This window comes from Cryobacterium sp. M96 (assembly GCF_002929845.1).
Classification (GTDB): Bacteria; Actinomycetota; Actinomycetes; order Actinomycetales; family Microbacteriaceae; genus Cryobacterium; species Cryobacterium sandaracinum.
This window is the reverse complement of sequence record NZ_PJJS01000052.1, coordinates 97,758-120,032: the sequence shown is the minus strand read 5'-3', so window position 1 is coordinate 120,032 and position 22,275 is coordinate 97,758. Positions and strand designations below refer to the sequence as shown.

Sequence of the window (22,275 nt, the reverse complement as noted above, 5' to 3'; positions counted from 1 at the left end):
GTCGGGGCGTCACACGTCGATACGGTCGCGACTCAGTTTGTCCGAGCTCTCGATGATGAATTCCTTGCGCGGCGCGACGTCGTTGCCCATCAGAAGCTCGAAGACGTTTCCGGCCATCTCCGCGTCGGCGACCCGCACGCGGCGCAGCGTGCGATGCGCCCGCTCCATCGTCGTCGTCGCGAGCTGGTCGGCATCCATTTCGCCGAGGCCCTTGTAGCGCTGGATCGGATCCTGGTAGCGCTTGCCGCTTTTCTTGAGTCCGGCGAGCACGGCCTGAAGCTCCACCTCCGAATATGTGTAGATGGTCTCGTTCGGCTTCGTGCCCGGGTTCATCACCACGACCCGGTGGAGCGGCGGTACGGCCGCGAAAACGCGTCCCTCCGTGATCATCGGGCGCATGTAGCGGAAGAACAGAGTGAGCAGCAGCGTGCGGATGTGCGCGCCGTCGACATCCGCGTCGCTCATGATGATGACCTTGCCGTAGCGCGCGGCTGACAGGTCGAAACTTCGTCCGGACCCGGCGCCGATCACCTGGATGATCGACGCGCACTCGACGTTCGACAGCATGTCGGCAACGGATGCCTTTTGCACGTTCAGGATCTTGCCGCGAATGGGGAGGAGTGCCTGGTGCTCGCTGTCCCGGGCGAGCTTGGCCGTGCCCAGGGCGGAATCTCCTTCGACGATGAAGAGCTCGCTCGTCGAGACATCATTGCTGCGGCAGTCGACCAGTTTCGCGGGCAGGGACGAGCTCTCCAGCGCGTTCTTCCGGCGCTGGGTTTCCTTGTGGGCGCGAGCCGAGATTCGCGATTTCATCTCGGCCACGATCTTGTCCAGCACCACCGCGGCCTGCGTTTTGTCGTCGCGCTTCGTGGACACGAAACGCTCGTTCATGGCTTGGGCGACGACGTTGGCCACGATGGCGCGAACCGCGGGGGTGCCGAGCACCTCCTTGGTCTGCCCCTCGAATTGAGGCTCGGGAAGCCGCACGGTGAGCACGGCTGTGAGGCCGGCCATCACGTCGTCCTTCTCCAGCTTGTCCGACCCCATTTTGAGCCGTCGAGCGTTCAGCTCGACCTGCGCACGCAAGAACTTGAGCAGGCCCGCGTCGAACCCGGCCTGGTGCGTTCCGCCCTTCGGGGTGGCGATGATGTTCACGAAGCTGCGGACGACCGTATCGTAACCTGTCCCCCAACGGAGGGCGATATCCACGGCACAGTCCCGGACCAGCTCGGTAGGCACCATGGCACCCGTCGGGGTCAGCACCGGGACAGTCTCCCGGAAGGTCCCGTTTCCGGTCAGTCGCCAAGTGTCGGTGATCGGGCTGTCGGTGGCGAGGTGATCGACGAACTCCGAGATCCCGCCCTCGAACATGAAGGACTCGAGCACGTGCACGTCTGTGCGCTCGTCTACGATCTCGATCCCCAGGCCCGGGACGAGAAAGGCCGTCTGACGCGCTCGCTCGAGCAATTCCTCGGTCTGAAACGACGCACCCTTCGTGAAGATCTGACGGTCGGCCCAGTAGCGCACCCGCGTCCCGGTCACACCGCGCTTGACCTTGCCGATGACGCGTAGTTCGCTCTGCTTCTCAAAGGGCGTGAACGGCGCGTCGGGGCTCTTCTTCCCCGAGTCCGCGAAAATCCCGGGTTCGCCGCGGTGGAACGACATGGCCCAGGTCTTGCCGTCACGGTCGACCTCGACATCGAGGCGCTCGGACAGGGCATTGACAACGGATGCGCCCACGCCGTGGAGGCCACCGGACGCGGCATACGATCCGCTGCCGAATTTGCCGCCGGCATGCAGTTTGGTGAAGACGACCTCGACGCCGGTCAGTCCCGTCTTCGGCTCGATGTCAACCGGAACGCCCCGAGCCGTGTCGCGCACCTCCACGCTCTCGTCAGCATGGAGCACGATGTCGATGCTGGTGCCGAAGCCGCCCAGTGCCTCGTCGACCGAATTGTCGATGATCTCCCAGAGACAGTGCATGAGGCCGCGCGAGTCGGTGGACCCGATGTACATGCCCGGGCGTTTGCGAACCGCTTCCAGTCCTTCGAGGACTGACAGGTGGCGGGCAGAATAATCAGAAGATCTCACAACGATCAAGAATACCGAACCAACGCCCTCCCCCCGGTCATCAACACCCGATTGAAGTGCGCTACGCGGTGAGCGAAATAACGGGCAACCGACTCGATAACCTTGCCAGACCGTGTTTCCATTAGATACAGGTTAAATTGGTATCAGTTGGTATCAGTCTGGAGGAGGAAACCATGTCCCAGATCGCAGCCGCAAATGGTGCCGTCAACAACGAGAAGGCTCCCCACCAGCTCACCGCGGCAGACCGCTGTGATGCATGTGGAGCCCAGGCCTACATTCGTGTGGTGGTGAATAACAGTGAACTGCTGTTCTGCGCGCACCACGGCCGTAAGCACCAGGAGAAGCTCGCCGCCATCGCGGAGAGCTGGCACGACGAGTCGAGCCGACTCCTCGAGGACCAGCGCTCCTAGCGGTATCGGTCGGCCTCAGGCAGCTCTAGCTGTCCTGCGACCGGCCAATGGGCCTCTATTCCATGGGGAGTCCGAGCCGCACCGCAATCTGATTGCGTGCGGCTCGTGCCATTTCGTCGGCAGCCAGTGAATCGTCACCGGGCAAATACTCGTGACCGATACGAGCGAGGGCCGCACGCAGCAGGTGGTCGGCCAGTCCGGGGTTTTTGGCGAGAACGGGACCGTGAAGATGGGTCCCGACGACGCTACCCATGACCAGTCCCTCCGCACCCGCGCCATTGCCCGATCCGGAGAGCACCTGGCCGAGCGGTGCCGCCTCGCCACCGACATAGCTGCGCCGATGATTTTCGAAACCGATCAGACGTCCGAACCGGGAGGCGACCACGATGTCATCCGTGGCCCGTGCCGGCATCGGGACGGCGCGACCGGCCACGATGCCCAGCCCCTCGACAACGGATCCGTCGGCGAGTTCGATTCCCCAGCTCAGAAGTTCCCAGCCGGTTCCGACCAGGAGGATGGGGACACCCGCGGTGGCCCAGGTGCGCAGCTCCGTGGTCATCGTCGCGAGGATGTCCCTGGCGCGCACCATGTCGGAGTCGGAGCCCGATCCGACGACGACGGCATCGACCTGGTCCGGCAGATCGGCCGCGGAGCGCACCTCCACGACCGTGGCGTCGGCACCGGCCCATCGGGCCCGCTGGGCGAGAACGCGGGCGTTGGCGGCATCGCCGTTGGTGCCCAGGAGTTCGGGAAGCAGCGACACGATCGAGAGCGGACGGGTCATTCCTGCTCCTCCTTGTTAGTGACGAGCCCCAGATGCGTCCTGGTGCGTCGCATGGAGTCTGCGGAGAAGATGATCGTCTTCAAACCCGCCAGCGGTTCGGGCAGGGCCAGGAAATCGTCCAGGGCCAGGCCCAGGTTCGGCTCGATGCGGTCGACGACGACGTCGTCGTATACCAGCTGAAGGGCAATATCGTGCGCCTTCGAACCGGATGCGATACGGACCCGGCCCAGACCCGAGGTGTTGACGGGCCAAAAGTAGGACGGGTCGCGCACGTCTGACCCGATTGCGATGAGGATCTGCTCGGTCTTCGGCTCGAGGCTGTCGACGTTCAGCTGAAAACTGGCCGGGTTCTGCACCAGTACGAATTCCACCTGCTGGCCTCGAACCGTGACGATCTCACCACGGCCGAAGACCGGTGGGATGGCCGAGATGGCGTTGATGGCCAGCACCGGATCGAAGCGGTCGCCGAGCGCGGCCTGCGCCGTGCACAGCGCGGTCAGGGCGTCGACGGCATAGTGCGTTCCGCGGGCGGGCAACCCGAGCGGGTAATCCACACCCGCAATGCTCACGGTGGCGCGGCGGCCCTGCACCGAGGTGAGGAGCATCCCCTCCCCCGCGTCCAGCCTGGTGGCGGTGGTCGCACTGTAGCCTAAGCCCCGCGGATTGTCGGCGAGAACGTCGGCGGACACGCCGTAGCGCGCGACTGCCGAGGAAACGGGCAGGCGTGCGGCGAGGTCGGTCAAATACTGGTCGTCCGCGTTGACCACGACGGTTCCGGTGGCTCTGGCGGCGATCTTGGCGAGCATGGCCGCGACCATGTTCGAGTCATGAAATCGGTCGATCTGGTCGACCATGACGTTCGTCAGCGCAACGACGCGCGGCGTCAACGTACCAGAGATCAGGGCTCCGTGGCCCTCATCCATCTCCAACACGGCGATGTCGCCCGCGATATGACCGCTCAGGCTGGCCTGCTCGAGCAGCGCGGAGGTAAGACCCTGGCTGATGTTGGCCGTGGACTGGTTGGTGAAGACAACGGTACCGTGAGCGCGGAGCGCTGCGACCAGCATCTTGGTCGTCGTTGATTTGCCGCTCGACCCGGTGACGATGACCAGGCCGCCCGGAAAGCTGTTCAGGCTGCGCGGAAGGAATCCGGGTGCGATCCTGTTGACCACGAGACCCGGGATCGCGGATCCGCCGCCCGGCTTCCGCCACCGGGCCAATTTCCGTACGATGCGTCCCAGAAGAATCGCCGGTGCGTAGCGCAAAACGAGCTCTACTCGAGGTAGTCGCGTAGGGACTGCGACCGTGAGGGGTGACGCAGTTTGGCCATGGTCTTCGACTCGATCTGACGGATGCGCTCACGCGTCACGCCGAACGTGTCGCCGATCTGGTCGAGGGTCTTCGGCATGCCGTCCCCGAGGCCGAAGCGCATGCGGATGACGCCGGCTTCTCGTTCGGAGAGCGAGTCGAGCAGGCTTTCCAGCTGCTTCTGCAACATCGTGAACCCGACGGCGTCCGCGGGCACAACGGCTTCCGTGTCCTCGATCAGGTCGCCGAACTCGCTGTCGCCGTCCTCACCGAGCGGAGTGTGCAGGGAGATGGGTTCGCGGCCGTACTTCTGGACTTCGACGACCTTCTCCGGGGTCATATCCAGTTCGCGGCTCAGCTCTTCCGGGGTGGGCTCCCGGCCGAGGTCCTGAAGCATCTGGCGCTGGACGCGGGCGAGTTTGTTGATGACCTCGACCATGTGCACTGGAATACGGATCGTGCGGGCCTGGTCGGCCATAGCACGCGTGATCGCCTGACGGATCCACCAGGTCGCGTAGGTGGAGAACTTGAAGCCCTTGGTGTAGTCGAATTTTTCGACGGCACGGATGAGGCCCAGGTTGCCCTCCTGGATCAGGTCGAGGAATTGCATGCCGCGGCCCGTGTAGCGCTTGGCGAGCGAGACGACCAGGCGAAGGTTTGCCCCCAGGAGGTGGCTTTTGGCGCGGGCGCCGTCTTTGGCGACCCACATGAGCTCGCGTCCGAGGGCGCTCTTCTTCTCGGCGTCGCTCATCTGGGACATCTTGTCTTCGGCGAAGAGCCCGGCTTCGATTCGCATCGCGAGCTCGACCTCTTCGGCGGCGTTCAGCAGGGCGACCTTGCCGATCTGCTTCAGGTAGTCCTTGACAGGGTCGGCCGTCGCGCCCGTGATTGCACTGGAGTAAACCGGCACCTCGTCGTCGTCGTCGACCAGTGACAGTACCAGGGCGCCGCTCGGGAGCGCCTCGGTGGATGCTGCGCGCTTCTTTTTGGCCTCGTCGGAGTCGTCGTCGGCATCCGCGTCATCTCCGCGGGCGGCCTCATCGTGTTCGTCAGATGCCGGCTTGGCCTTCGCCTTCGTGCTGGCGGCGCGCTTGCGCGGCGCGGGCTTCTCTTCACCGCTTACTGCGGCCGCTGCCGCAGTAGCGGCCTTGGCCAGAGCGGCCTTGGTCGGCTTCTTCGCGGCGGCCTTGGCTGCCGGCGCAACTGCGTCTGAAACCTCAGTGGTGCTCACGGTGAGTTCTTCGGTCTGCTCGATTTTTTTGCGGGTTGCCATTCGAACACCTCTCATGCCGTGGCGCGGGAGCCTGCGGCGCTGCCAAGCGGGTCCCGACCGGGTGGGTCTAGCGGGAGAGGAGCCTGGGCAGTTTGGATTTTGGGCAGTACTAGGACCCATGTCAAGTCCCGGGCTATTCACACCGACACTGCTGTCGTTGCTCCCAGGACCAGAACGGGCCCTATTGACAATTATTGCATGCTTTGTGTAGGAGACAAGCCAGGCGCGCAGCTATTCAGGCTGCTGCCTCCGGCGCCATGCCCGCGCCACGGCGACCCAGAGCGGCGCGACTTCCACTCCCTCGTCGCGGGACAGCTGGCTGCGGGTGCGGGCCCGGGCGTGCAGCAGGAAAATCACGCCGAGTCCCACAACCAGGAACTGCACAGAAAACGCAACCCGAAAGGAGTCGAGCGAATACAGATCGCTCACCTCCCCCCTGGCGGTGCGCCAGCCGTCCTGCAGGTCAAGCAGTAGCCCGATGAGGTAGACCATCACGAAACTGGCGGTGAAGCCGCCCACGTTCACGACGCCGTTCGCCGAGCCGTGGCTGCGCTGGGGGTTGAAGGTGCGCGCGAAATCGAAGCCGATCAGTGAGCCGGGTCCCCCGATGCCAAGTGCGACGAGCAGCACCAGCATCAACCAGAACGGCGGCTGCTCCGGCCACAGCAGCACCGCGGCCCAGGCCGCGCCCATCAGCGCGACGACGCCGAGCACGATGGTGCTGCGGCGCAGCGGAAAGCGCGCCGTCAGGATCCCCAGGATCGGCCCGCACACCATGCCGGCACCCACCAGGACCATCAGCATCGCCGCGGCGAGGGACGGGTCGTAGCCAAGTCCGTACACCATGAAAGGGAATCCCCAGAGCAGGGTGAAGACGGTTCCGGAGGACTGTGTGACGTAGTGCGACCAGAAGCCGAGCTGGGTTCCAGGCCGCTTGAAACTGTGTGTGAGCTGCAGTAGCGCGCCACGCCAGCTGGTGGTCCGGTTCTGCATGGATGCGCGCTCCGGCTGGTCCGTCACCACGACGATGACCACGATCAGGGCCAACACGGCAACCGAGGCGGCGGAGAGGAACGTCGGCGTCCACCCCCAGGTGTGCAGCACCCACGCCAGCGGTAGGGCGGACAGCACCTGGCCGAGCTGACCGATGTTGCCCAGCCACTGCGAGAGCTGAGGAACGATGCGTCCGGAGAACCACGAGGCGATGAGACGAATCATCGAGATGAAGATGGCGGCGTCGCCGGCACCGACGAGGATGCGCCCGAGCACGGCAATCGGGATGTCGGGGGCGAAGGCGAGCGTGGTCTGGCCGACCACCATCAGCCCTGTCCCGGAGGCCACCAGCACGCGAGGCCCGTACCGATCGATCAGGACGCCCACCGGAATCTGTGCCGCCGCATAGACGGCGAGTTGCACGACGGCGAGGCTCGACAGCAGCGCGGCAGACCCGCCGAACCGTTCGGTGGCGGCGACACCGGCGATCCCGAGGGAAGAGCGCTGCAGGACGGCGGAGAGGTACGCGAACGATCCGACGTAAAAGATCAACCAGGACCGGCGCGAGTTCATTGCCCCAAACTTACCCGCGCCGAAGCATCCGGATTCACGGCGACGCGCGGCGGATCAGGCCGGCGAACCGTCGTCTCTGCTGCGCCGGGTGGCGAGGAAGTTCTCCAGTTCGGCGGCGATCTCATCGGCGCTGGGCAATTCGCCGGCCTCGTCGGTCAGTGGGGAGCGCAGCGTGCTGCCCTCCATATAGGCGTCGTAGCGCTCTTCGAGCGTGCCGACGAGCTTGCCCAGCTCGGGGTTGTCCCGCACTTGCTCGTCGATGCGGGCGACGAACTCGCGGTTCTTCTCTCGCACCCGATCGGTGGGGAAGATCAGCCCGGTGGAGGCACTCGTGCTGTCCAGGGCTGCGAGGGCGGCGAGGGGGAATTCCGTGTCGGCCAGATAGTGCGGGATGAGCAGTACGAACCCGACGACGGAGACGCCAGCCTCCTGCAGCCGGTATTCCACCAGGTGCAGCACGTTCGCCGGAACCTGGGTGTTCGGACGCCAGACCGACATGCTCTCGACCAGATCGGACCGGTTTCCGCTGACGGTCACGCCGATCGGACGGGTGTGCGGGACCGGCATCGGAATCGCGTGCACCCAGGTTGTGGAGGCCACCTTGAAGCGGCGCTCAAGCTGCAGCACCGCGGCGGTGAACTGTTCCCAGCGGAAATCCGGCTCGAAGCCGGTCAGAAGCAGGAACGGCTGGCCGATCTCGTCCCGGGCCTGGTACACCCTCAGGGCGGGAGGCTGATAGTCGGTGAGGTGGTCCTGGTCGAACTGGATGATCGGCCGCCGCGCCCGGTAGTCGAGCAGCACGTCGGCGTCGAAGGTCGCGACGACGGTGTGGTCAAGGGTTTCCAGAAGGTATTCCGTGAATTGCGAGACGGCGCCACCGGCATCCGCGAAGCCCGTCAGACCCGCCACAAGGTGGAGCCCCTCCGGGACGTTTTGCGCGTCCGCAGTCAGCTCGTAAATGTCACCAGGATCCCGCATGACATTAACTGTAAGCGCCAAATTCCGGGCGGTGCGGGAATCGACGACCCCGCCGTGATGCCGAGAGCGAACACACCCGGAGCGTACGATCGGGGGATGAACGCACCCCGTCTGACCATATCCGCAGCACCCGCCCTCGAATCGGAGGTGGACGTTCTCATTGTCGGGGCGCTCCAGTCCGGCGACACCGCCGCCCTGTTCGCTGACGCCGCCTTCGCCGGCCTCGCGGACCAACTCGCCCCCCTGGGTATCACGGGTGGTCGCGATCAGGTGGTGCGACTGCCTGCGTCGATCGGCAACGCCCGCAGCATCGCCGTTGTCGGAATCGGCAAGGAGGTCACGGTCGATGCGCTGCGCCATGCTGCCGGGTCGGCCGTTCGCCAGCTGACCGGCGTGACCTCGGTTGCCTTCGCCTTCCCCATGACCACGGATGCCCAAGCGGAGGCCGTCCTTGAGGGTGCCGCGCTCGGTGCGTACTATTACACCGCGTACCGGCAGAATTCGCTCGCCGCGACCAAGATCCCGGCGCAGGAGATCACGGTGCACACCGCCGCGGAGGCGGCCGGAGCCTCCACCCGCGTCGGAGTCATCGCCGAGGCCGTCAACCTGGTCAAGGACCTGGTCAACATGCCGCCCTCCGACCTTTACCCGGAGGCACTCGCGCGCCTGTCCATGGACGCCGCCGCGGGCCTTCCCGTCGCCGTGCGCGTCTGGGACGAGGCGGAGCTGGCCGCGGATGGTTTCGGCGGCATCGCGGGCGTCGGCCAGGGTTCCAGCCGGCCGCCGCGCCTGGTCAAGGTCAGCTACACGCCGGAGGGCGCGACGCAGCACATTGCCCTGGTCGGCAAGGGCATCACCTTCGACACCGGCGGACTCTCACTGAAGCCGCCGGCATCCATGGTCGGCATGAAATACGACATGACCGGCGCGGCGACCGTGCTGGCCGTGACCCTGGCGGCCGCCCGCCTGGGGCTCAACGTGCGTATCACCGCCTGGCTCTGCATCGCGGAGAACATGCCGTCCGGCTCGGCCATCCGACCCAACGACGTGTTGCGGATCCGCGGAGGCCGCACGGTCGAGGTGCTGAACACGGATGCGGAGGGTCGCCTGGTTCTTGCGGACGGTCTCGTCGCGGCCGGCGAGGAGTGCCCGGATGCGATCGTGGACGTGGCGACGCTGACCGGCGCCGCCCTCGTCGCACTCGGCACCCGCTACTACGCCGCCATGGGTGAGGATGCCCTGGTCGCCCGGGTGCTCACCGCCGGCAAATCGGTGGGTGAGCTGGTGTGGCCGATGCCGCTTCCCGAGGAACTGCGCCCTCTACTCAACTCGGATGTCGCCGACATCGCCAACGCGAAGATCGGCAGCACCCACGGCGGCATGCTGCTCGCCGGAGTATTCCTGCAGGAGTTCATCGGAATCCGCGGCAACGGGGACGGCACCGAGACGATCCCGTGGGCCCACCTGGACATCGCCGGGCCGGCCCACAACACCGGCAGCGGGTGGGGATTCACGAATGCCGGGCCGACCGGAATCTCGGTTCGGACTCTGCTCCGACTGGCCGAGGACTTTTCGCGCCCGTAGTACAGTCAAGTGGGCGAGAAATCTCGCCCACTCTCGCCTGCCCGGATGCGTATCCTCGCTGCGGGCAGACCGGGTTGTGATGTATGAGGGAGTATCTGGGTGTCGGAACAGAATTTTGACCTTGTCGTTCTCGGCGGCGGAAGCGGTGGCTACGCGGCCGCATTGCGTGCCGTTCAGCTGGGGCTCACCGTTGGCCTGATCGAAAAAGGCAAACTCGGCGGAACCTGTCTGCACCTCGGTTGCATCCCGACCAAGGCACTTCTGCACTCGGCCGAGGTGGCCGATTTCAGCCGCGACGCCGCGAAGTATGGTGTCAAAACGCAGTTCGAGGGCATCGACATGCCCGCCGTGAACGCGTTCCGCAAAAGTATTGTGGCGTCGAAGTTCAAGGGGCTGCAGGGTCTGATCAAGTCGCGCGGCATCACAGTGATCGAAGGTGAAGGTCGACTGATTTCGCCGAACACCGTGCAGGTCGGTGCCGACACCATCGTGGGTAAGAACATCGTCCTCGCGACAGGCTCCTACTCCCGCTCCCTGCCGGGGCTCGCCATCGGCGGTCGAGTCATGACCAGCGAGCACGCCCTCGAGCTCGAGTTCGTCCCGAAGAAGGTCGCCGTGCTCGGCGGCGGCGTCATCGGCGCCGAATTCGCGAGCGTCTGGAAGTCCTTCGGTGCCGACGTCACCATCATCGAGGCACTTCCCCACCTGGTTCCCAACGAGGAAGAGTCCATCTCCAAGCAGCTGGAGCGCGCCTTCCGAAAGCGTGGCATCGAATACTCGCTCGGCATCCGGTTCCAGAGCGTCACTCAGCACGAGAACGGCGTTGTCATCACCCTGGAGGACGGCACCGTCATCGAGGCTGAGATTCTGCTCGTCGCCGTCGGGCGTGGCCCGTCGACCGCCGGACTCGGCTTCGAGGAGGTCGGCGTCACCATGGACCGCGGCTTTGTCCTGACCGACGAGCGCCTCGCGACCAACATCCCCGGCGTCTTCGCCGTGGGCGACATCGTCCCCGGCCTGCAGCTCGCGCACCGCGGATTCCAGCAAGGCATCTTCGTCGCCGAGGAGATCGCCGGTCTCAACCCGATCGTCGTCGACGACCTCAACATCCCCAAGGTCACCTATAGCGACCCGGAGATCGCCTCCGTTGGCTACTCGGAGGCCAAGGCTGCCGAAAAGTTCGGCGCCGACCAGATCTCCACCGTCGAGTACAACCTGGGTGGAAACGGCAAGAGCTCCATCCTCGGCACGAGTGGCTCCATCAAGCTCGTCCGGGTCAAAGACGGCCCCATCCTCGGTGTCCACATGATCGGCGCCCGCGTCGGCGAGCTGATCGGTGAGGGACAGTTGGTGGTGAACTGGGAGGCCTACCCGGAAGACATCGCCCCGTTCCTGCACGCGCACCCCACCCAGAACGAGGCACTCGGCGAGGCCTTCCTGGCGCTGGCCGGCAAGCCGCTTCACGCGTAGCCGTCGAACCTCTGCATTCAGACACTCAGTACTCTAATTACAGACAATTCGTTTTGAAGGAGACAATCGCATGAGCGAATCCGTTAACCTCCCGGCACTCGGTGAGAGTGTCACAGAGGGTACGGTCACCCGCTGGCTGAAGAACGTGGGAGACCGCGTCGAAGTCGACGAGCCGCTGCTGGAAGTATCGACCGACAAGGTGGACACGGAAATCCCGTCCCCCATTGCCGGCGTGATCGAGGCCATCCTGGTTCAGGAAGATGAGACCGTCGAGGTCGGAACTCCGCTGGTCACGATCGGTGACGGTTCCGGTGCCTCCGCTCCCGTCGCGGAAGCGCCTGCGCCGGTGGACGCTCCCGAGCCCGTCGCGGAAGCGCCGGCACCGGTGGCCGCCCCCGCACCCGTGGCGGCACCCGCACCCGTTGCAGCACCCGCACCGGTCGCGGCACCCGCACCGGTCGCGGCACCCGCACCGGTCGCCGCTCCCGAACCCGTCGCTGCACCCGCACCGGTGTTCGCGCCCACACCGGTCGCGGCACCCGTTGCTGCTGCGGCTCCTGTCGCTGCCCCCGTCGCCGCCCCAGCACCTGCCGCTGCCCCCGCACCTGCCGCTGCCCCCGTGGTCGCGCCGGAGCCGGCCGTCTCCCGCGGATCGCACGCGGGAACATCCGGCTACGTCACCCCCATCGTCCGCAAACTCGCGAACGAGGCCGGCGTCGATCTGTCTCGCGTGGTCGGAACCGGTGTCGGTGGACGCATCCGCAAGGAGGACATCGCGCTCGCCCAGGCCAGCGCTCCCGTCGGGACGGCTGCAGCAACAGCTCCGGCCGTGGAGGTTTCCGCCCTGCGCGGGACCACCCAGCCCATGTCGCGTCTGCGCAAGGTCGTCGCCGAACGCGCCGTCATCTCGATGCAGTCATCGGCGCAGCTGACCACGGTGGTCGAGGTCGACGTGACCCGGGTCGCGATTCTTCGCGACCAGGTCAAGGCCGATTTTCACGCCAAGACGGGTAACAAGCTGTCCTTTCTGCCGTTCTTCGCTCTCGCTGCAGCCGAGGCACTTCAGGCCAACCCAATCATCAACGCCACCATCAACGGCGACACGATCGTGTACCCGAGCCAGGAGAACATCAGCATTGCGGTCGATACCGAACGCGGCCTGCTGACCCCGGTCGTGCGCAACGCGGGCGAACTCGATCTGGCCGGATTCGCCGCTCAGATCGCCGATCTCGCTCAGCGCACCCGCGACAACAAGCTCAAGCCCGACGAACTGTCTGGTGGAACGTTCACGCTGACCAACACCGGTTCGCGCGGTGCGCTCTTCGACACCCCGGTCGTCTTCCTGCCGCAGAGCGCCATCCTCGGCACCGGGGTTGTCTACAAGAAGCCCATCGTCGTCAGCCAGGGTGGCCTCGACGCGATCGCGATCCGCTCGACCGTGTTCCTGGCTCTGTCCTATGATCACCGCATCATTGACGGCGCGGATGCTTCACGCTTCCTCGTCACCATGAAGCAGCGTCTCGAGGCAGGTGCCTTCGAAGCAAACCTCGGCATCTAGTCGATGTCGTCCGTGAGACCGGACCTTGACTAGTAGTCGAAAATATCCCTGATTCGCCAGCCGGCCTCGCCCTTGACCACAAGGACCGAGGCCGGCTGTCGTTCTGCATCCGGGGCCTGAAGCGACACGAGCGCGACATCCCCCATTCGCTCCACCAGAACCGCCGCCCACGACGACCAATCCTCGAATTCGGCGACCTCGCCGCCCTGTTGCATCATGCGCAGGGTGTAGCTGTCGGCCGCCAGAGCCGCCGATTGCGCCTGGTGCACGGCATCGAGGCAGACCACCGAAACCTCCGCAAGGCACCGGCTGCGGACCCGCAGCAGGGCCGGAAGCGCGACCACCGGGTCGTCACCGGTCACCACGGCTTCCTCTCGGGGAGACCCGTCGCCGCCTACTTCGTCGCCGTCAGCGGTGGTCGACTCGGCCGGCTTTGAAGAGCCCTCCGGCCGCGCTCCGTCGGTGTGTGCGGATCCACCCGCGGCCAGCGCCATCACCGCCAGTCCCGTACTCAACAGCGCCACGAGGGCCACGAGGAGCAGCGGCCCACGGCGGAGGCGGAACCGCCGGCCCAGCAGCGACTTCAGCCCACCGGCCAGGTGACCTTCCCACAGCCGGCCAACCGCCGTGCGAGCACGCGAGACCCGGCTGCCGAGCATCCGTTTGGCCCGGGGATCCTCTGCGGCAAAGCGGACCTTCTCCGTGGGAGCACATCCGACGAAATCGTCACTCAGAGGTCTCCGGAGCCAGTCGACGGCCGGTTGCGGCTCGCTGACGGCCTCGGGGCTCCGACCCAGCCTCACCGGCCTGGCCTCGGCCCAGGCGAACAGGAGATGCTCGACCTCGCCCCAGGTGCGGGCCGCCGAGCCAGCGGCCGGCACCGCACACCACCGTTCCAGGTCGCGGAGGACCGTCGGGACCGGCACGACGGGATCGACGTGGTCGAGCACCGTCCGGATGACCTGCGCGAGCCGGCCGTGCACCAGGGCGAGCGCCTCGGACCGCCCGCGACCGGCCTCGGGCAGCGCCCGGAGCTCTCCCAGCCCGGTCAGGACCGGGCGCCCGCTGGAGTCGAAGAGAATGCTCGCGAGGCTGACGGCCGGATGGATCAGGCCGATGGCCTGCAGCTCCGCCAATGCGGCCGCGATCGGCGCCAGGATCGTGACCGCCTCCCCGGGAAGCAAGTGGCTGCGGCCCTCCAGAAAGCCGCTCAGCGACCCGCCCGTGAGCTGTTCCAGTACGAGGCAGGTGCGGCCATCGGCCAGGGTGCCGACATCGACGAGCGTGGTCAGCCGTCCGACCGTCAGGGTGGTCAGGGCTTGGACCTCCCGTTCGATCGAGAGGTCATCCGTTCCCGGATGGAAGACCTTGAGCACGACGGACGTCGTGGAGCCACCCTGCTCCCACCCCCGCGCCTCATCCCCGGTCGAGGTCGACGGGGACGGCGCCACGCCCACATACAGGTCGGCCCGGTCGGTTGACGCCAAGCGCCGCAGAGCGCGGTAGCCTGCGACCAATGTGGGGCCGCCGCCGGGTACCGAGCCGGTCGAGTGCGGCGGGGACGCGGGCCCCGGATTGCGGACGCGTCGACCGCGAGTTCTCATACCGGACATGCTGGCCTCGCCGCTCCCCTCCCGGCCGACCCGGACTCGGTTCGGGGACAACCGGGCCGCCAACCCCGTGGGGAGGAGCGCCGGGGTTTAGGATGAGGGCATGCTCGACTTTGTCGTCGCGGGGCTAAGCGCCAACTCCGTGCCGTATGTTGAGGGCCTTGAGCTCCAACGCGCAGTCCACCGTTCCGTCGTCTCCGGGGAGAGGTCGGACACCGTCATCTTTCTCGAACATCCGAGTGTGTATACCGCCGGGAAGCGCACAGCTCCTGAGGAGCGTCCCCGAAACGGAACCCCCGTCATCGACGCGGACCGCGGTGGGAAGATCACCTGGCACGGCCCCGGGCAGCTGGTCGGGTATCCGGTTATTCGCCTCCGGGAGCCCGTCGACGTCGTCGGCTACGTGCGCCTCCTCGAGGGGATCCTCATCGACGCCCTCCTGGGCTTCGACATCGTCGGCTGCCGAATCTCGGGCCGTTCAGGAGTCTGGGTCGGCCCGGAGGGCCGGGAAGACAAAATCGCCGCCATCGGAATCCGCGTCGCGGAAGGAGTGACCATGCACGGCTTCGCCCTCAACTGCAACAACTCGCTCGAACCCTACGACCACATCATCGCCTGCGGGATCAAGGACGCCGGCGTCACCACCATCTCGAGAATGGTCGGCCACGACGTGAAACCGGCCGACCTCATCGCCCCCATCACGGCCCAGTTCGAGACCGTCTGGGCGGTGTCCGCATGAGCGCGGCGCCCGAGGGACGCAAGATGCTCCGCCTTGAGATCCGCAATATGGAAACGCCGATCGAACGTAAGCCCGCCTGGATCAAGACGGTGGCGAAGATGGGACCGGAGTACCGCAAGCTCCAAAACCTGGTGAAGGGCGAAAACCTGCACACCGTGTGCCAGGAGGCCGGCTGCCCTAACATCTTCGAATGCTGGGAAGACCGCGAGGCGACCTTCCTGATCGGCGGGTCACAGTGCACGAGGCGGTGCGACTTCTGCCAGATCGATACCGGCAAACCTGCCGAGTACGACACGGATGAGCCGCGCCGTGTCGCGGAATCCGTCGTCAAGATGAATCTGCGCTACGCCACGGTGACGGGCGTCGCCCGCGACGACCTGCCAGACGAGGGCTCCTGGCTCTACGCGGAGACCATCCGGCAGATCCATCAGCAGAGTCCCGGAACCGGCGTCGAGATTCTGGTCCCGGACTTCTCCGGTAACCCGGACCACCTCGGCGAGGTTTTCTCCGCCCAGCCCGAGGTCTTCGGCCACAATGTGGAGACCGTCCCGAGAATCTTCAAGCGAATCCGGCCGGCATTCCGCTACGAACGGTCCCTGGACGTCCTCACCCAGGGCCGCGATGCGGGACTTATCACGAAATCGAATCTGATCCTGGGCATGGGCGAGGAGCGCGCGGAGGTCAGCCAGGCCCTCCAGGACCTGCACGACGCCGGGACCGACATCATCACGATCACCCAGTATCTGCGGCCGAGCGCGCGTCATCTGCCCGTGGCCCGCTGGGTGAAGCCGGAGGAGTTCGTCGAACTCAAGGAGGAAGCCGAGGCCATCGGTTTCCTTGGTGTGCTCTCCGGCCCGCTTGTGCGCTCGTCCTATCGGGCCGGCCGGCTCTGGGCCCAGTCCATGCTGGCGACCGGTCGCGAAGTTCCGCCGCAACTGCGCCACCTGGCGGACGCATCCCTCGGGTTCGCGCAGGCGGTCTCCTGATCAAAAATCGGTCACGAGACATTCGGGTGACTGGGTAGTCTTGGAACCATGGCACGCAGCAAGGACAAGACTCCCCGCCCCCCCAAGAAGCCCGGCCGCATGAAGCAAATGTGGCAGGTGTTCCAGATGACACGCCGCTACGACAAGAAGATCGTGTTGTTCATGGTTCTCGGCTTCGTGGTGCCCGTCGCGGTCGCGCTGGGACTTGCCCTTATTCTGTCCCCCGGAAGCATCCTCAACATCGTCTTGTGGACGATTTCGGGTGTGCTCACCGGAATCCTCGCCATGCTCATCATCCTGGGCCAGCGGGCCGAGAAAGCCGCATACACGCAGATCGAGGGCCAGCCCGGCGCCGTCGGCGCGGTGCTGCGCGGTTCGCTGAAGCGCGGTTGGGTGGGAAGTGAGATGCCCGTCGCCGTCAACGGCAAGACTCAGGATGCCGTGTACCGGGCTGTCGGCCGCGGCGGCGTGGTGCTGATCAGTGAAGGGCCGCGCACCCGAACGGCCCGCATGCTCGAGGAAGAGCGCCGGATGGTGACCAGGCTCGGCGGCAGCATCGCCGTCACCATCATCAGCGTCGGCCCCGACGCCGATGCCGTGCCGCTGCACAAACTGGCCCGGCGCCTCACCCGGATCAAGCCCACCCTGACCAAGGCCGAGGTGCTCGCCGTGAACAACCGGTTGAATTCCATGACCAAGAAACTGCCGATCCCCAAGGGCGTCGACCCGATGAAGGCGCGTCCGCAGCGCGGAAACTAGGCTCTTCCCCTCGCGGCTCAGGCTAGGAGCGGATGAGCACCGTTCCCGCGACCTTGTCGTGGAAACCGCGCTGGTCCGAGTCCCAGACCAGAGCGGGGACCGCCAGCCCGAGCAGCAGGGACCGCACGACGGGGCGCCACAACCCGACCCAACCCGGCTGGAGCGGAACGACCCGGAGCCCGACCAGACGGTGGCCGATGCTGCCGCCGATGGTCGGGATGAACACGATCTGGAGCCCCACGAAAATGGCGGTCACAGCGAAGCCGTTGACCACGCCGCTCGTGCTGAAGAACAGTGCCGCCGCCCCGTAGGCCAGGGCCCAGTCCAACGCGAGGGCGCCGATCCTGCGGCCGACGCGCCCCACGGAACGAGTTCCCTCGTTCGGCAGGCCGAGGCGCTCCCCCGGCCAACGGCTCGGTGGAAGTTGTCCAAAAGTGGTCGAATTCGAGGCTGCGGCAGACACGGGCTGAGTCTACCGATCGGGCCCCGCTGTAACATGTGTGAAACATAAGCGTCACTGCCGGGTAATGGCATCCCAGTAGCCTCAAAGAAGCCGCAGCGCGCGACTTACACGTTCTATGCCCACGTCGTTTGGAGAAAAAACCGCATGTTCCGCGATTCGTCAGAAGTGCTCAAGTTCATCAAAGACACGGACGTCAAGTTCCTTGACATCCGTTTCACCGATTTGCCGGGTGTTCAGCAGCACTTCAACATCCCCGCGTCGACCGTCGATGAGGAGTTCTTCACGGTCGGGCAGATGTTCGACGGTTCGTCGATCCGCGGTTTCGCGTCGATCCACGAATCCGACATGCAGCTGATCCCGGACGTGACCACGGCCTACATCGACGCGTTCCGCACCGAGCGCACCCTCATCATGCTTTTCGACATCTACAACCCGCGCAACGGCGAGATCTATTCGAAGGACCCGCGTCAGGTTGCCAAGAAGGCCGAGAAGTACCTGGCCTCGACCGGGATCGCGGACACCGCATTCTTCGCTCCGGAGGCCGAGTTCTACATCTTCGACGATGTTCGCTACGAAGTGAACCAGCACTCCAGCTTCTACTCCGTGGACTCCAGCGAGGGTGCCTGGAACTCGGGCAAGGAAGAGGTCGGCGGGAACCTCGCCAACAAGACGCCTTTTAAGGGCGGCTACTTCCCCGTCAGCCCGGTCGACCAGCACGCCGACCTGCGCGACGACATCTGCCTCAAGCTGATTGACGCCGGACTCATCCTGGAACGCAGCCACCACGAGGTCGGCACCGGCGGCCAGGGCGAGATCAACTACCGCTTCGACACCATGGTGCACGCAGCCGACGATCTGCTCAAGTTCAAGTACATCGTCAAGAACACCTCGGCCGAGTGGGGAAAGACGGCCACCTTCATGCCGAAGCCTCTGTTCGGCGACAACGGCTCCGGCATGCACACGCACCAGTCACTGTGGGCCGACGGCAAGCCCCTTTTCTACGACGAGTCCGGCTACGGCGGACTGTCCGACGTCGCCCGCTGGTACATCGGCGGTCTGCTCAAGCACGCACCGGCCGTACTCGCCTTCACAAACCCGAGCGTCAACTCCTACCACCGTCTGGTGCCGGGGTTCGAAGCTCCCGTCAACCTCGTCTACTCGGCGGGTAACCGCTCGGCGTCCATCCGGATCCCGATCACGGGCACCAACCCGAAGGCGAAGCGCATCGAGTTCCGCGCTCCCGATGCCTCGGGCAACCCGTACCTCGCCTTCGCCGCCCAGCTGATGGCCGGACTGGACGGCATCAAGAACCGGATCGAACCGCACGAGCCGGTCGACAAGGACCTCTACGAGCTGCCGCCCGAAGAGGCCAAGAACATCCCGCAGGTTCCCGCATCGCTCGGCGAGGCCCTCGTAGCCCTCGAGAACGACCACGACTTCCTGCTTGCCGGTAACGTCTTCACGCCCGAACTGATCGAAACCTGGATCGACTACAAGCGTGAGATGGAAATCAAGCCGCTCGCGCAGCGTCCGCACCCGTTCGAGTTCGAGCTCTACTACGGCGTCTAGACCGCAGCCCCGGCAACCTGCTGGGTATCGGCAGGAGGACCTCATCCCCTCGGGGATGCGGTCCTCCTGCCTGTACCGGACCTACCCGCCGAAGGGGCCGGCGCGCTCCACCGGCCCGTAGAACAGGCGCTCGAACACCGCGCGGGCGCGGCGGGTCACCGAGAGGTATTCCTCCTCGAGCTGGTTGGCAGAGCCCGGCGGGTATTCCATCACCCGGGCGACGCCCTCGAGCTGCACGCGGTCGGTCGGGAGGACATCCGCGGTCTTGTTGGTCCAGAGGGTGATCGCGGACCGGCAGCGGGACGCGAAGAGCCACGCGGTGGTGAGAGTTTCGGCATCCGTCTCGTTGACCAGGCCCGCGGCGACGGCCGCGCGGAGGGCGCCGAGCGTCGACGAGGTACGCAGCTCGGCGATGTCGGCCGCATGCTGCAGCTGAAGCAGCTGCACGAACCACTCCACGTCGCTCAACGACCCTCGGCCGAGCTTGAGGTGCCGGTTGGGATCGGCGCCCTGCGGCAGCCGTTCGTTTTCGACTCTGGCCTTGATCCGCTTGACCTCACGGATCGCCTGTTCGCTGATCGATGACGGATACCGCACCTCGTCGGCGACGGCCTCGAAGTCGGCCAGGAGCCGGGCGTCGCCGGCGACTCCTCTCCCCCGCAACAGCGCCTGTGCCTCCCAGGTGAGCGACCAACGCCGATAGTAGGCCTCGTAGGACTCGAGGGACCTGGCAACGGAACCGTTCTTCCCCTCAGGGCGCAGCCCGATGTCCAGGTCCAGAGGCAGGCGGTTGTCATCGGTGAGCCGCGACAATTCCTTGACGATGAACTTCGCCCGGTCGTGGGCTGCCTCGCCGGTGAGGGTGCCCGGGCGAAAGACGTACATCACGTCGGCATCCGAGCCGAACCCCAGTTCCGAGCCGCCGAACCGGCCCATTCCGATCACGGCGAATTCGATCCCGTCGGCGTCCTGACCGTCTTCGGCCCCGTCGAGCGTGGTGCCACGGATGGCGGCGAGCACCCCCTCGATGATGGTGGCGGTGACGTCGGTGAGCCCCGTCGCCAGCTCGTCGATGCTGACCTGGCCCAGGATCGCCGAGAACGCCAGCCGCAGCATTTCGCGGCGCCGGGCCGTGCGCAGGATCGAGGCGGCCGCATCCGGGCTCTCGTGCCGTGCCAGCACGGCGCGGGCCTCCTCACGGAGGGTGGCCGCGCTGCGGGGCCGCAGGTCGTCCTCGTCTTCCAGCCAGGCCACGGATTCGGGAATCGTCTCCAGGAGCTCGCCGACGAAACGGGATGAGGACAGCACCCGGGTGAGTCGCTCGGCGGCCCCGGATGAGTCGCGGAGCATGCGCAGGAACCAGTAGGTCGTACCGAGACTGTCGCTCAGGCGCCGGAACGCGAGCAGCCCGTAGTCGGGGTCGGCTCCCTCGGAGAACCATTGCAGCAGCACAGGCAGTAGATTGCGCTGAATCGTCGCCCGTCGGGACACCCCGCCGGTGAGGGCCGCGATGTGACCGAGGGCGCCCTTGGTATTGCGGAATCCGATGGCGGCCAGCCGGGCCTCGGCCTGGGCGCTGGTGAGGCCCAGCCCGTCCGCGGGAAGCGCGGCCACCGCCGACAGGAGAGGGCGGTAGAACAGGCGCTCATGCAGGCCGCGCACCCGGTGCTTGGTGTTCAGCCACCGGACGCTCAGCTGGGCGGCGTTCGGGGCGAGCCCGGTCGCCCGGGCGAGGACGCGCAGGCTCGACTCGTCGCGCGGGACAAGGTGGGTGCGCCGGAGCTTCTCCAGCTGCAGGCGGTGCTCCATCAGCCGCAGGATGCGGTACTCCTGAGCGAACTCGGCCGCTTCAGCGCGCCCGACATATCCGCTCTCGGCCAGCGCGGTCAGCGCTGGCAGGGTGCCGGCCTGCCGAACCGCCGGATCCGCCTGACCGTGCACGAGCTGCAGAAGCTGCACGGTGAACTCGATGTCGCGGAGGCCGCCGGGGCCGAGCTTCAGCTGCACGGCGACTTCGTCCTCCGGAATGTTCTTGGTGACGCGCTCGCGCATCCGCTGCACGGACTCGACGAAATTCTCCCGGCTGGCACTGGTCCACACCTTCGGGGACACCGCCGCCACATACCGGCCCCCGAGCTCGAGGTCGCCCGCCAGCGGTCTGGCCTTCAGCAGCGCCTGGAACTCCCAGCTCTTCGCCCAACGGTCGTAGTAGGCCAGGTGAGACTCAAGGGATCGCACCAGGGCGCCGGACTTGCCCTCGGGACGGAGGTTCGGGTCCACTTCCCAGAGCTCGGGTTCGACGGCGGGCTGATTCAGGCCCCGCATCAGCAGGATCGCGAGCCGGGTGGCGATATCGACCGCGCGCGGCGCTTCCAGGCCGGCGGCCGGGTCACCCTCGGCGACGAAGATCACGTCGACATCACTGACGTAGTTCAGTTCGCCGGCGCCGGCCTTGCCCATGCCGATCACCGCGAGCCGGGTGGCGCGCACCTCTTCCTCCGGGAATACGCCTCGCCCCGCGACCAAACCGGTGGACATGCTACGCGCGACGGCCAAGGAGGCCTCCAGCGCGGCGGCCGCCAGGTCGGCGAGCGTGCGGGCGACGGCGTCCAAGCCCGCGACCGGGTCGGCCTGCTCGAGGTCGTAGGCGGCCAGCTGCGCCAGGCGGCGCCGGTAGCGCACCCGCAGGGCGACCCAGCCCTCATCGTCGACGAGGCTGGCGAACCCGTCCCGGGTACCGACCGCATCCAGCAGGTCCTCGATCAGTTCCGGCAGGTCGGGAAGGGTCGTGAGCGGCTGGGCGAGAACCGTCAATTCCTCCGGATGACGCAGGAAGAACTCGGTCAGTCCGCTCGACGCGCCGACGACCCGCAGCAGCCGCTGGGTCTGCTCCGGGTGCAGCAACAACGCCCGCACCTCGTGCGGTGCCTGGCGCAGCAGCGAAACGAGGGCCGCGAGGGCGGCATCCGGGTTGGCAGTCTTGCCGAGCAGCGGCAGCAGTGCGGCCGATTCGGGTCCGCCCAGGTCACCGACCTCGTCCAGCCGAAAACGCACCTCTCGTAGCTCGACGAAGCCTACCCGGGCGAGCTCGGTCAGGGTCAGCTGTTCCCGTGCCATCGGGTCTCGT

The 22,275-nt window shown here is 66.3% G+C and carries 17 protein-coding genes; 8 read left to right on the top strand and 9 right to left on the bottom strand.

Annotated features, from left to right (window positions below; translation table 11 throughout):
• Nucleotides 1-9 precede the first annotated feature (9 nt).
• Nucleotides 10-2,091 carry a type IIA DNA topoisomerase subunit B gene (locus CXY79_RS12555; protein ID WP_104102221.1) on the bottom strand — a complete coding sequence of 694 codons (2,082 nt, stop codon included), beginning with the start codon at nucleotides 2,089-2,091 and terminating at the stop codon, nucleotides 10-12.
• Between the two features lie 173 nt (nucleotides 2,092-2,264).
• Between CXY79_RS12555 and CXY79_RS12550 the strand changes: the two genes are divergently transcribed.
• Nucleotides 2,265-2,501 carry a hypothetical protein gene (locus CXY79_RS12550; RefSeq protein WP_104101999.1) on the top strand — a complete coding sequence of 79 codons (237 nt, stop codon included), beginning with the start codon at nucleotides 2,265-2,267 and terminating at the stop codon, nucleotides 2,499-2,501.
• A gap of 55 nt (nucleotides 2,502-2,556) precedes the next feature.
• On the opposite strand, the gene CXY79_RS12545 is transcribed toward CXY79_RS12550, so the two are convergent.
• From CXY79_RS12545 to CXY79_RS12525, 5 genes are all read right to left on the bottom strand, one after another.
• Entirely contained in the window at nucleotides 2,557-3,285 is a 729-nt protein-coding gene (locus tag CXY79_RS12545) for a type 1 glutamine amidotransferase (protein ID WP_104101996.1), read from the bottom strand.
• Nucleotides 3,282-4,505 carry a MurT ligase domain-containing protein gene (locus tag CXY79_RS12540; RefSeq protein WP_104101993.1) on the bottom strand — a complete coding sequence of 408 codons (1,224 nt, stop codon included), beginning with the start codon at nucleotides 4,503-4,505 and terminating at the stop codon, nucleotides 3,282-3,284. Before CXY79_RS12540 ends, CXY79_RS12545 begins: the two co-directional genes overlap by 4 nt.
• A 53-nt stretch (nucleotides 4,506-4,558) precedes the next feature.
• Nucleotides 4,559-5,866, bottom strand: coding sequence for an RNA polymerase sigma factor (locus CXY79_RS12535; RefSeq protein ID WP_134570218.1), 1,308 nt, complete (start codon nucleotides 5,864-5,866; stop codon nucleotides 4,559-4,561).
• 231 nt (nucleotides 5,867-6,097) lie between these two features.
• Nucleotides 6,098-7,432 carry a nitrate/nitrite transporter gene (locus CXY79_RS12530; protein WP_104101987.1) on the bottom strand — a complete coding sequence of 445 codons (1,335 nt, stop codon included), beginning with the start codon at nucleotides 7,430-7,432 and terminating at the stop codon, nucleotides 6,098-6,100.
• Nucleotides 7,433-7,486: 54 nt separating this feature from the next.
• On the bottom strand, nucleotides 7,487-8,410 hold the full coding sequence (locus CXY79_RS12525; RefSeq protein WP_104101984.1) for a proteasome assembly chaperone family protein: 924 nt from the start codon (nucleotides 8,408-8,410) through the stop codon (nucleotides 7,487-7,489).
• 96 nt (nucleotides 8,411-8,506) lie between these two features.
• On the opposite strand from CXY79_RS12525, the gene CXY79_RS12520 reads away from it, so the two are divergent.
• The 3 genes from CXY79_RS12520 (at nucleotide 8,507) to CXY79_RS12510 (ending at nucleotide 13,022) form a co-directional block, all read left to right on the top strand.
• Nucleotides 8,507-9,994 (top strand): leucyl aminopeptidase, encoded by a 1,488-nt coding sequence (locus CXY79_RS12520; protein ID WP_104101981.1) that lies wholly within the window; start codon nucleotides 8,507-8,509, stop codon nucleotides 9,992-9,994.
• Between the two features lie 99 nt (nucleotides 9,995-10,093).
• Entirely contained in the window at nucleotides 10,094-11,464 is a 1,371-nt protein-coding gene (lpdA, locus tag CXY79_RS12515; RefSeq protein WP_104101978.1) for a dihydrolipoyl dehydrogenase, read from the top strand.
• 70 nt (nucleotides 11,465-11,534) lie between these two features.
• Nucleotides 11,535-13,022, top strand: coding sequence for a 2-oxo acid dehydrogenase subunit E2 (locus CXY79_RS12510; RefSeq protein WP_104101975.1), 1,488 nt, complete (start codon nucleotides 11,535-11,537; stop codon nucleotides 13,020-13,022).
• Nucleotides 13,023-13,051: 29 nt separating this feature from the next.
• Here CXY79_RS12510 and CXY79_RS12505 read toward each other — a convergent pair whose 3' ends face one another.
• A complete protein-coding gene (locus CXY79_RS12505) occupies nucleotides 13,052-14,626 on the bottom strand; it encodes a protein kinase (protein WP_158250291.1) in 1,575 nt (524 codons plus the stop codon).
• A gap of 109 nt (nucleotides 14,627-14,735) precedes the next feature.
• Between CXY79_RS12505 and lipB the strand changes: the two genes are divergently transcribed.
• Genes lipB through CXY79_RS12490 form a run of 3 tightly spaced genes read left to right on the top strand, consistent with a single transcriptional unit; the run spans nucleotide 14,736 to nucleotide 17,116 of the window.
• Nucleotides 14,736-15,371, top strand: coding sequence for a lipoyl(octanoyl) transferase LipB (gene lipB, locus CXY79_RS12500; RefSeq protein WP_104101969.1), 636 nt, complete (start codon nucleotides 14,736-14,738; stop codon nucleotides 15,369-15,371).
• Nucleotides 15,368-16,357, top strand: coding sequence for a lipoyl synthase (gene lipA, locus CXY79_RS12495; protein WP_104101966.1), 990 nt, complete (start codon nucleotides 15,368-15,370; stop codon nucleotides 16,355-16,357). Before lipB ends, lipA begins: the two co-directional genes overlap by 4 nt.
• A gap of 48 nt (nucleotides 16,358-16,405) precedes the next feature.
• Nucleotides 16,406-17,116 (top strand): DUF4191 domain-containing protein, encoded by a 711-nt coding sequence (locus CXY79_RS12490; RefSeq protein WP_104101963.1) that lies wholly within the window; start codon nucleotides 16,406-16,408, stop codon nucleotides 17,114-17,116.
• 22 nt (nucleotides 17,117-17,138) lie between these two features.
• Here CXY79_RS12490 and CXY79_RS12485 read toward each other — a convergent pair whose 3' ends face one another.
• Nucleotides 17,139-17,579 (bottom strand): RDD family protein, encoded by a 441-nt coding sequence (locus tag CXY79_RS12485; RefSeq protein WP_104101960.1) that lies wholly within the window; start codon nucleotides 17,577-17,579, stop codon nucleotides 17,139-17,141.
• A gap of 144 nt (nucleotides 17,580-17,723) precedes the next feature.
• On the opposite strand from CXY79_RS12485, the gene glnA reads away from it, so the two are divergent.
• Nucleotides 17,724-19,148, top strand: a complete 1,425-nt coding sequence (gene glnA, locus CXY79_RS12480; protein ID WP_104101957.1) for a type I glutamate--ammonia ligase — start codon at nucleotides 17,724-17,726, stop codon at nucleotides 19,146-19,148.
• A gap of 81 nt (nucleotides 19,149-19,229) precedes the next feature.
• Here glnA and CXY79_RS12475 read toward each other — a convergent pair whose 3' ends face one another.
• The gene (locus CXY79_RS12475; RefSeq protein ID WP_104101954.1) at nucleotides 19,230-22,265 is read right to left on the bottom strand and encodes a bifunctional [glutamine synthetase] adenylyltransferase/[glutamine synthetase]-adenylyl-L-tyrosine phosphorylase; all 3,036 of its coding nucleotides are present in this window, start codon (nucleotides 22,263-22,265) and stop codon (nucleotides 19,230-19,232) included.
• Nucleotides 22,266-22,275: the final 10 nt, after the last annotated feature.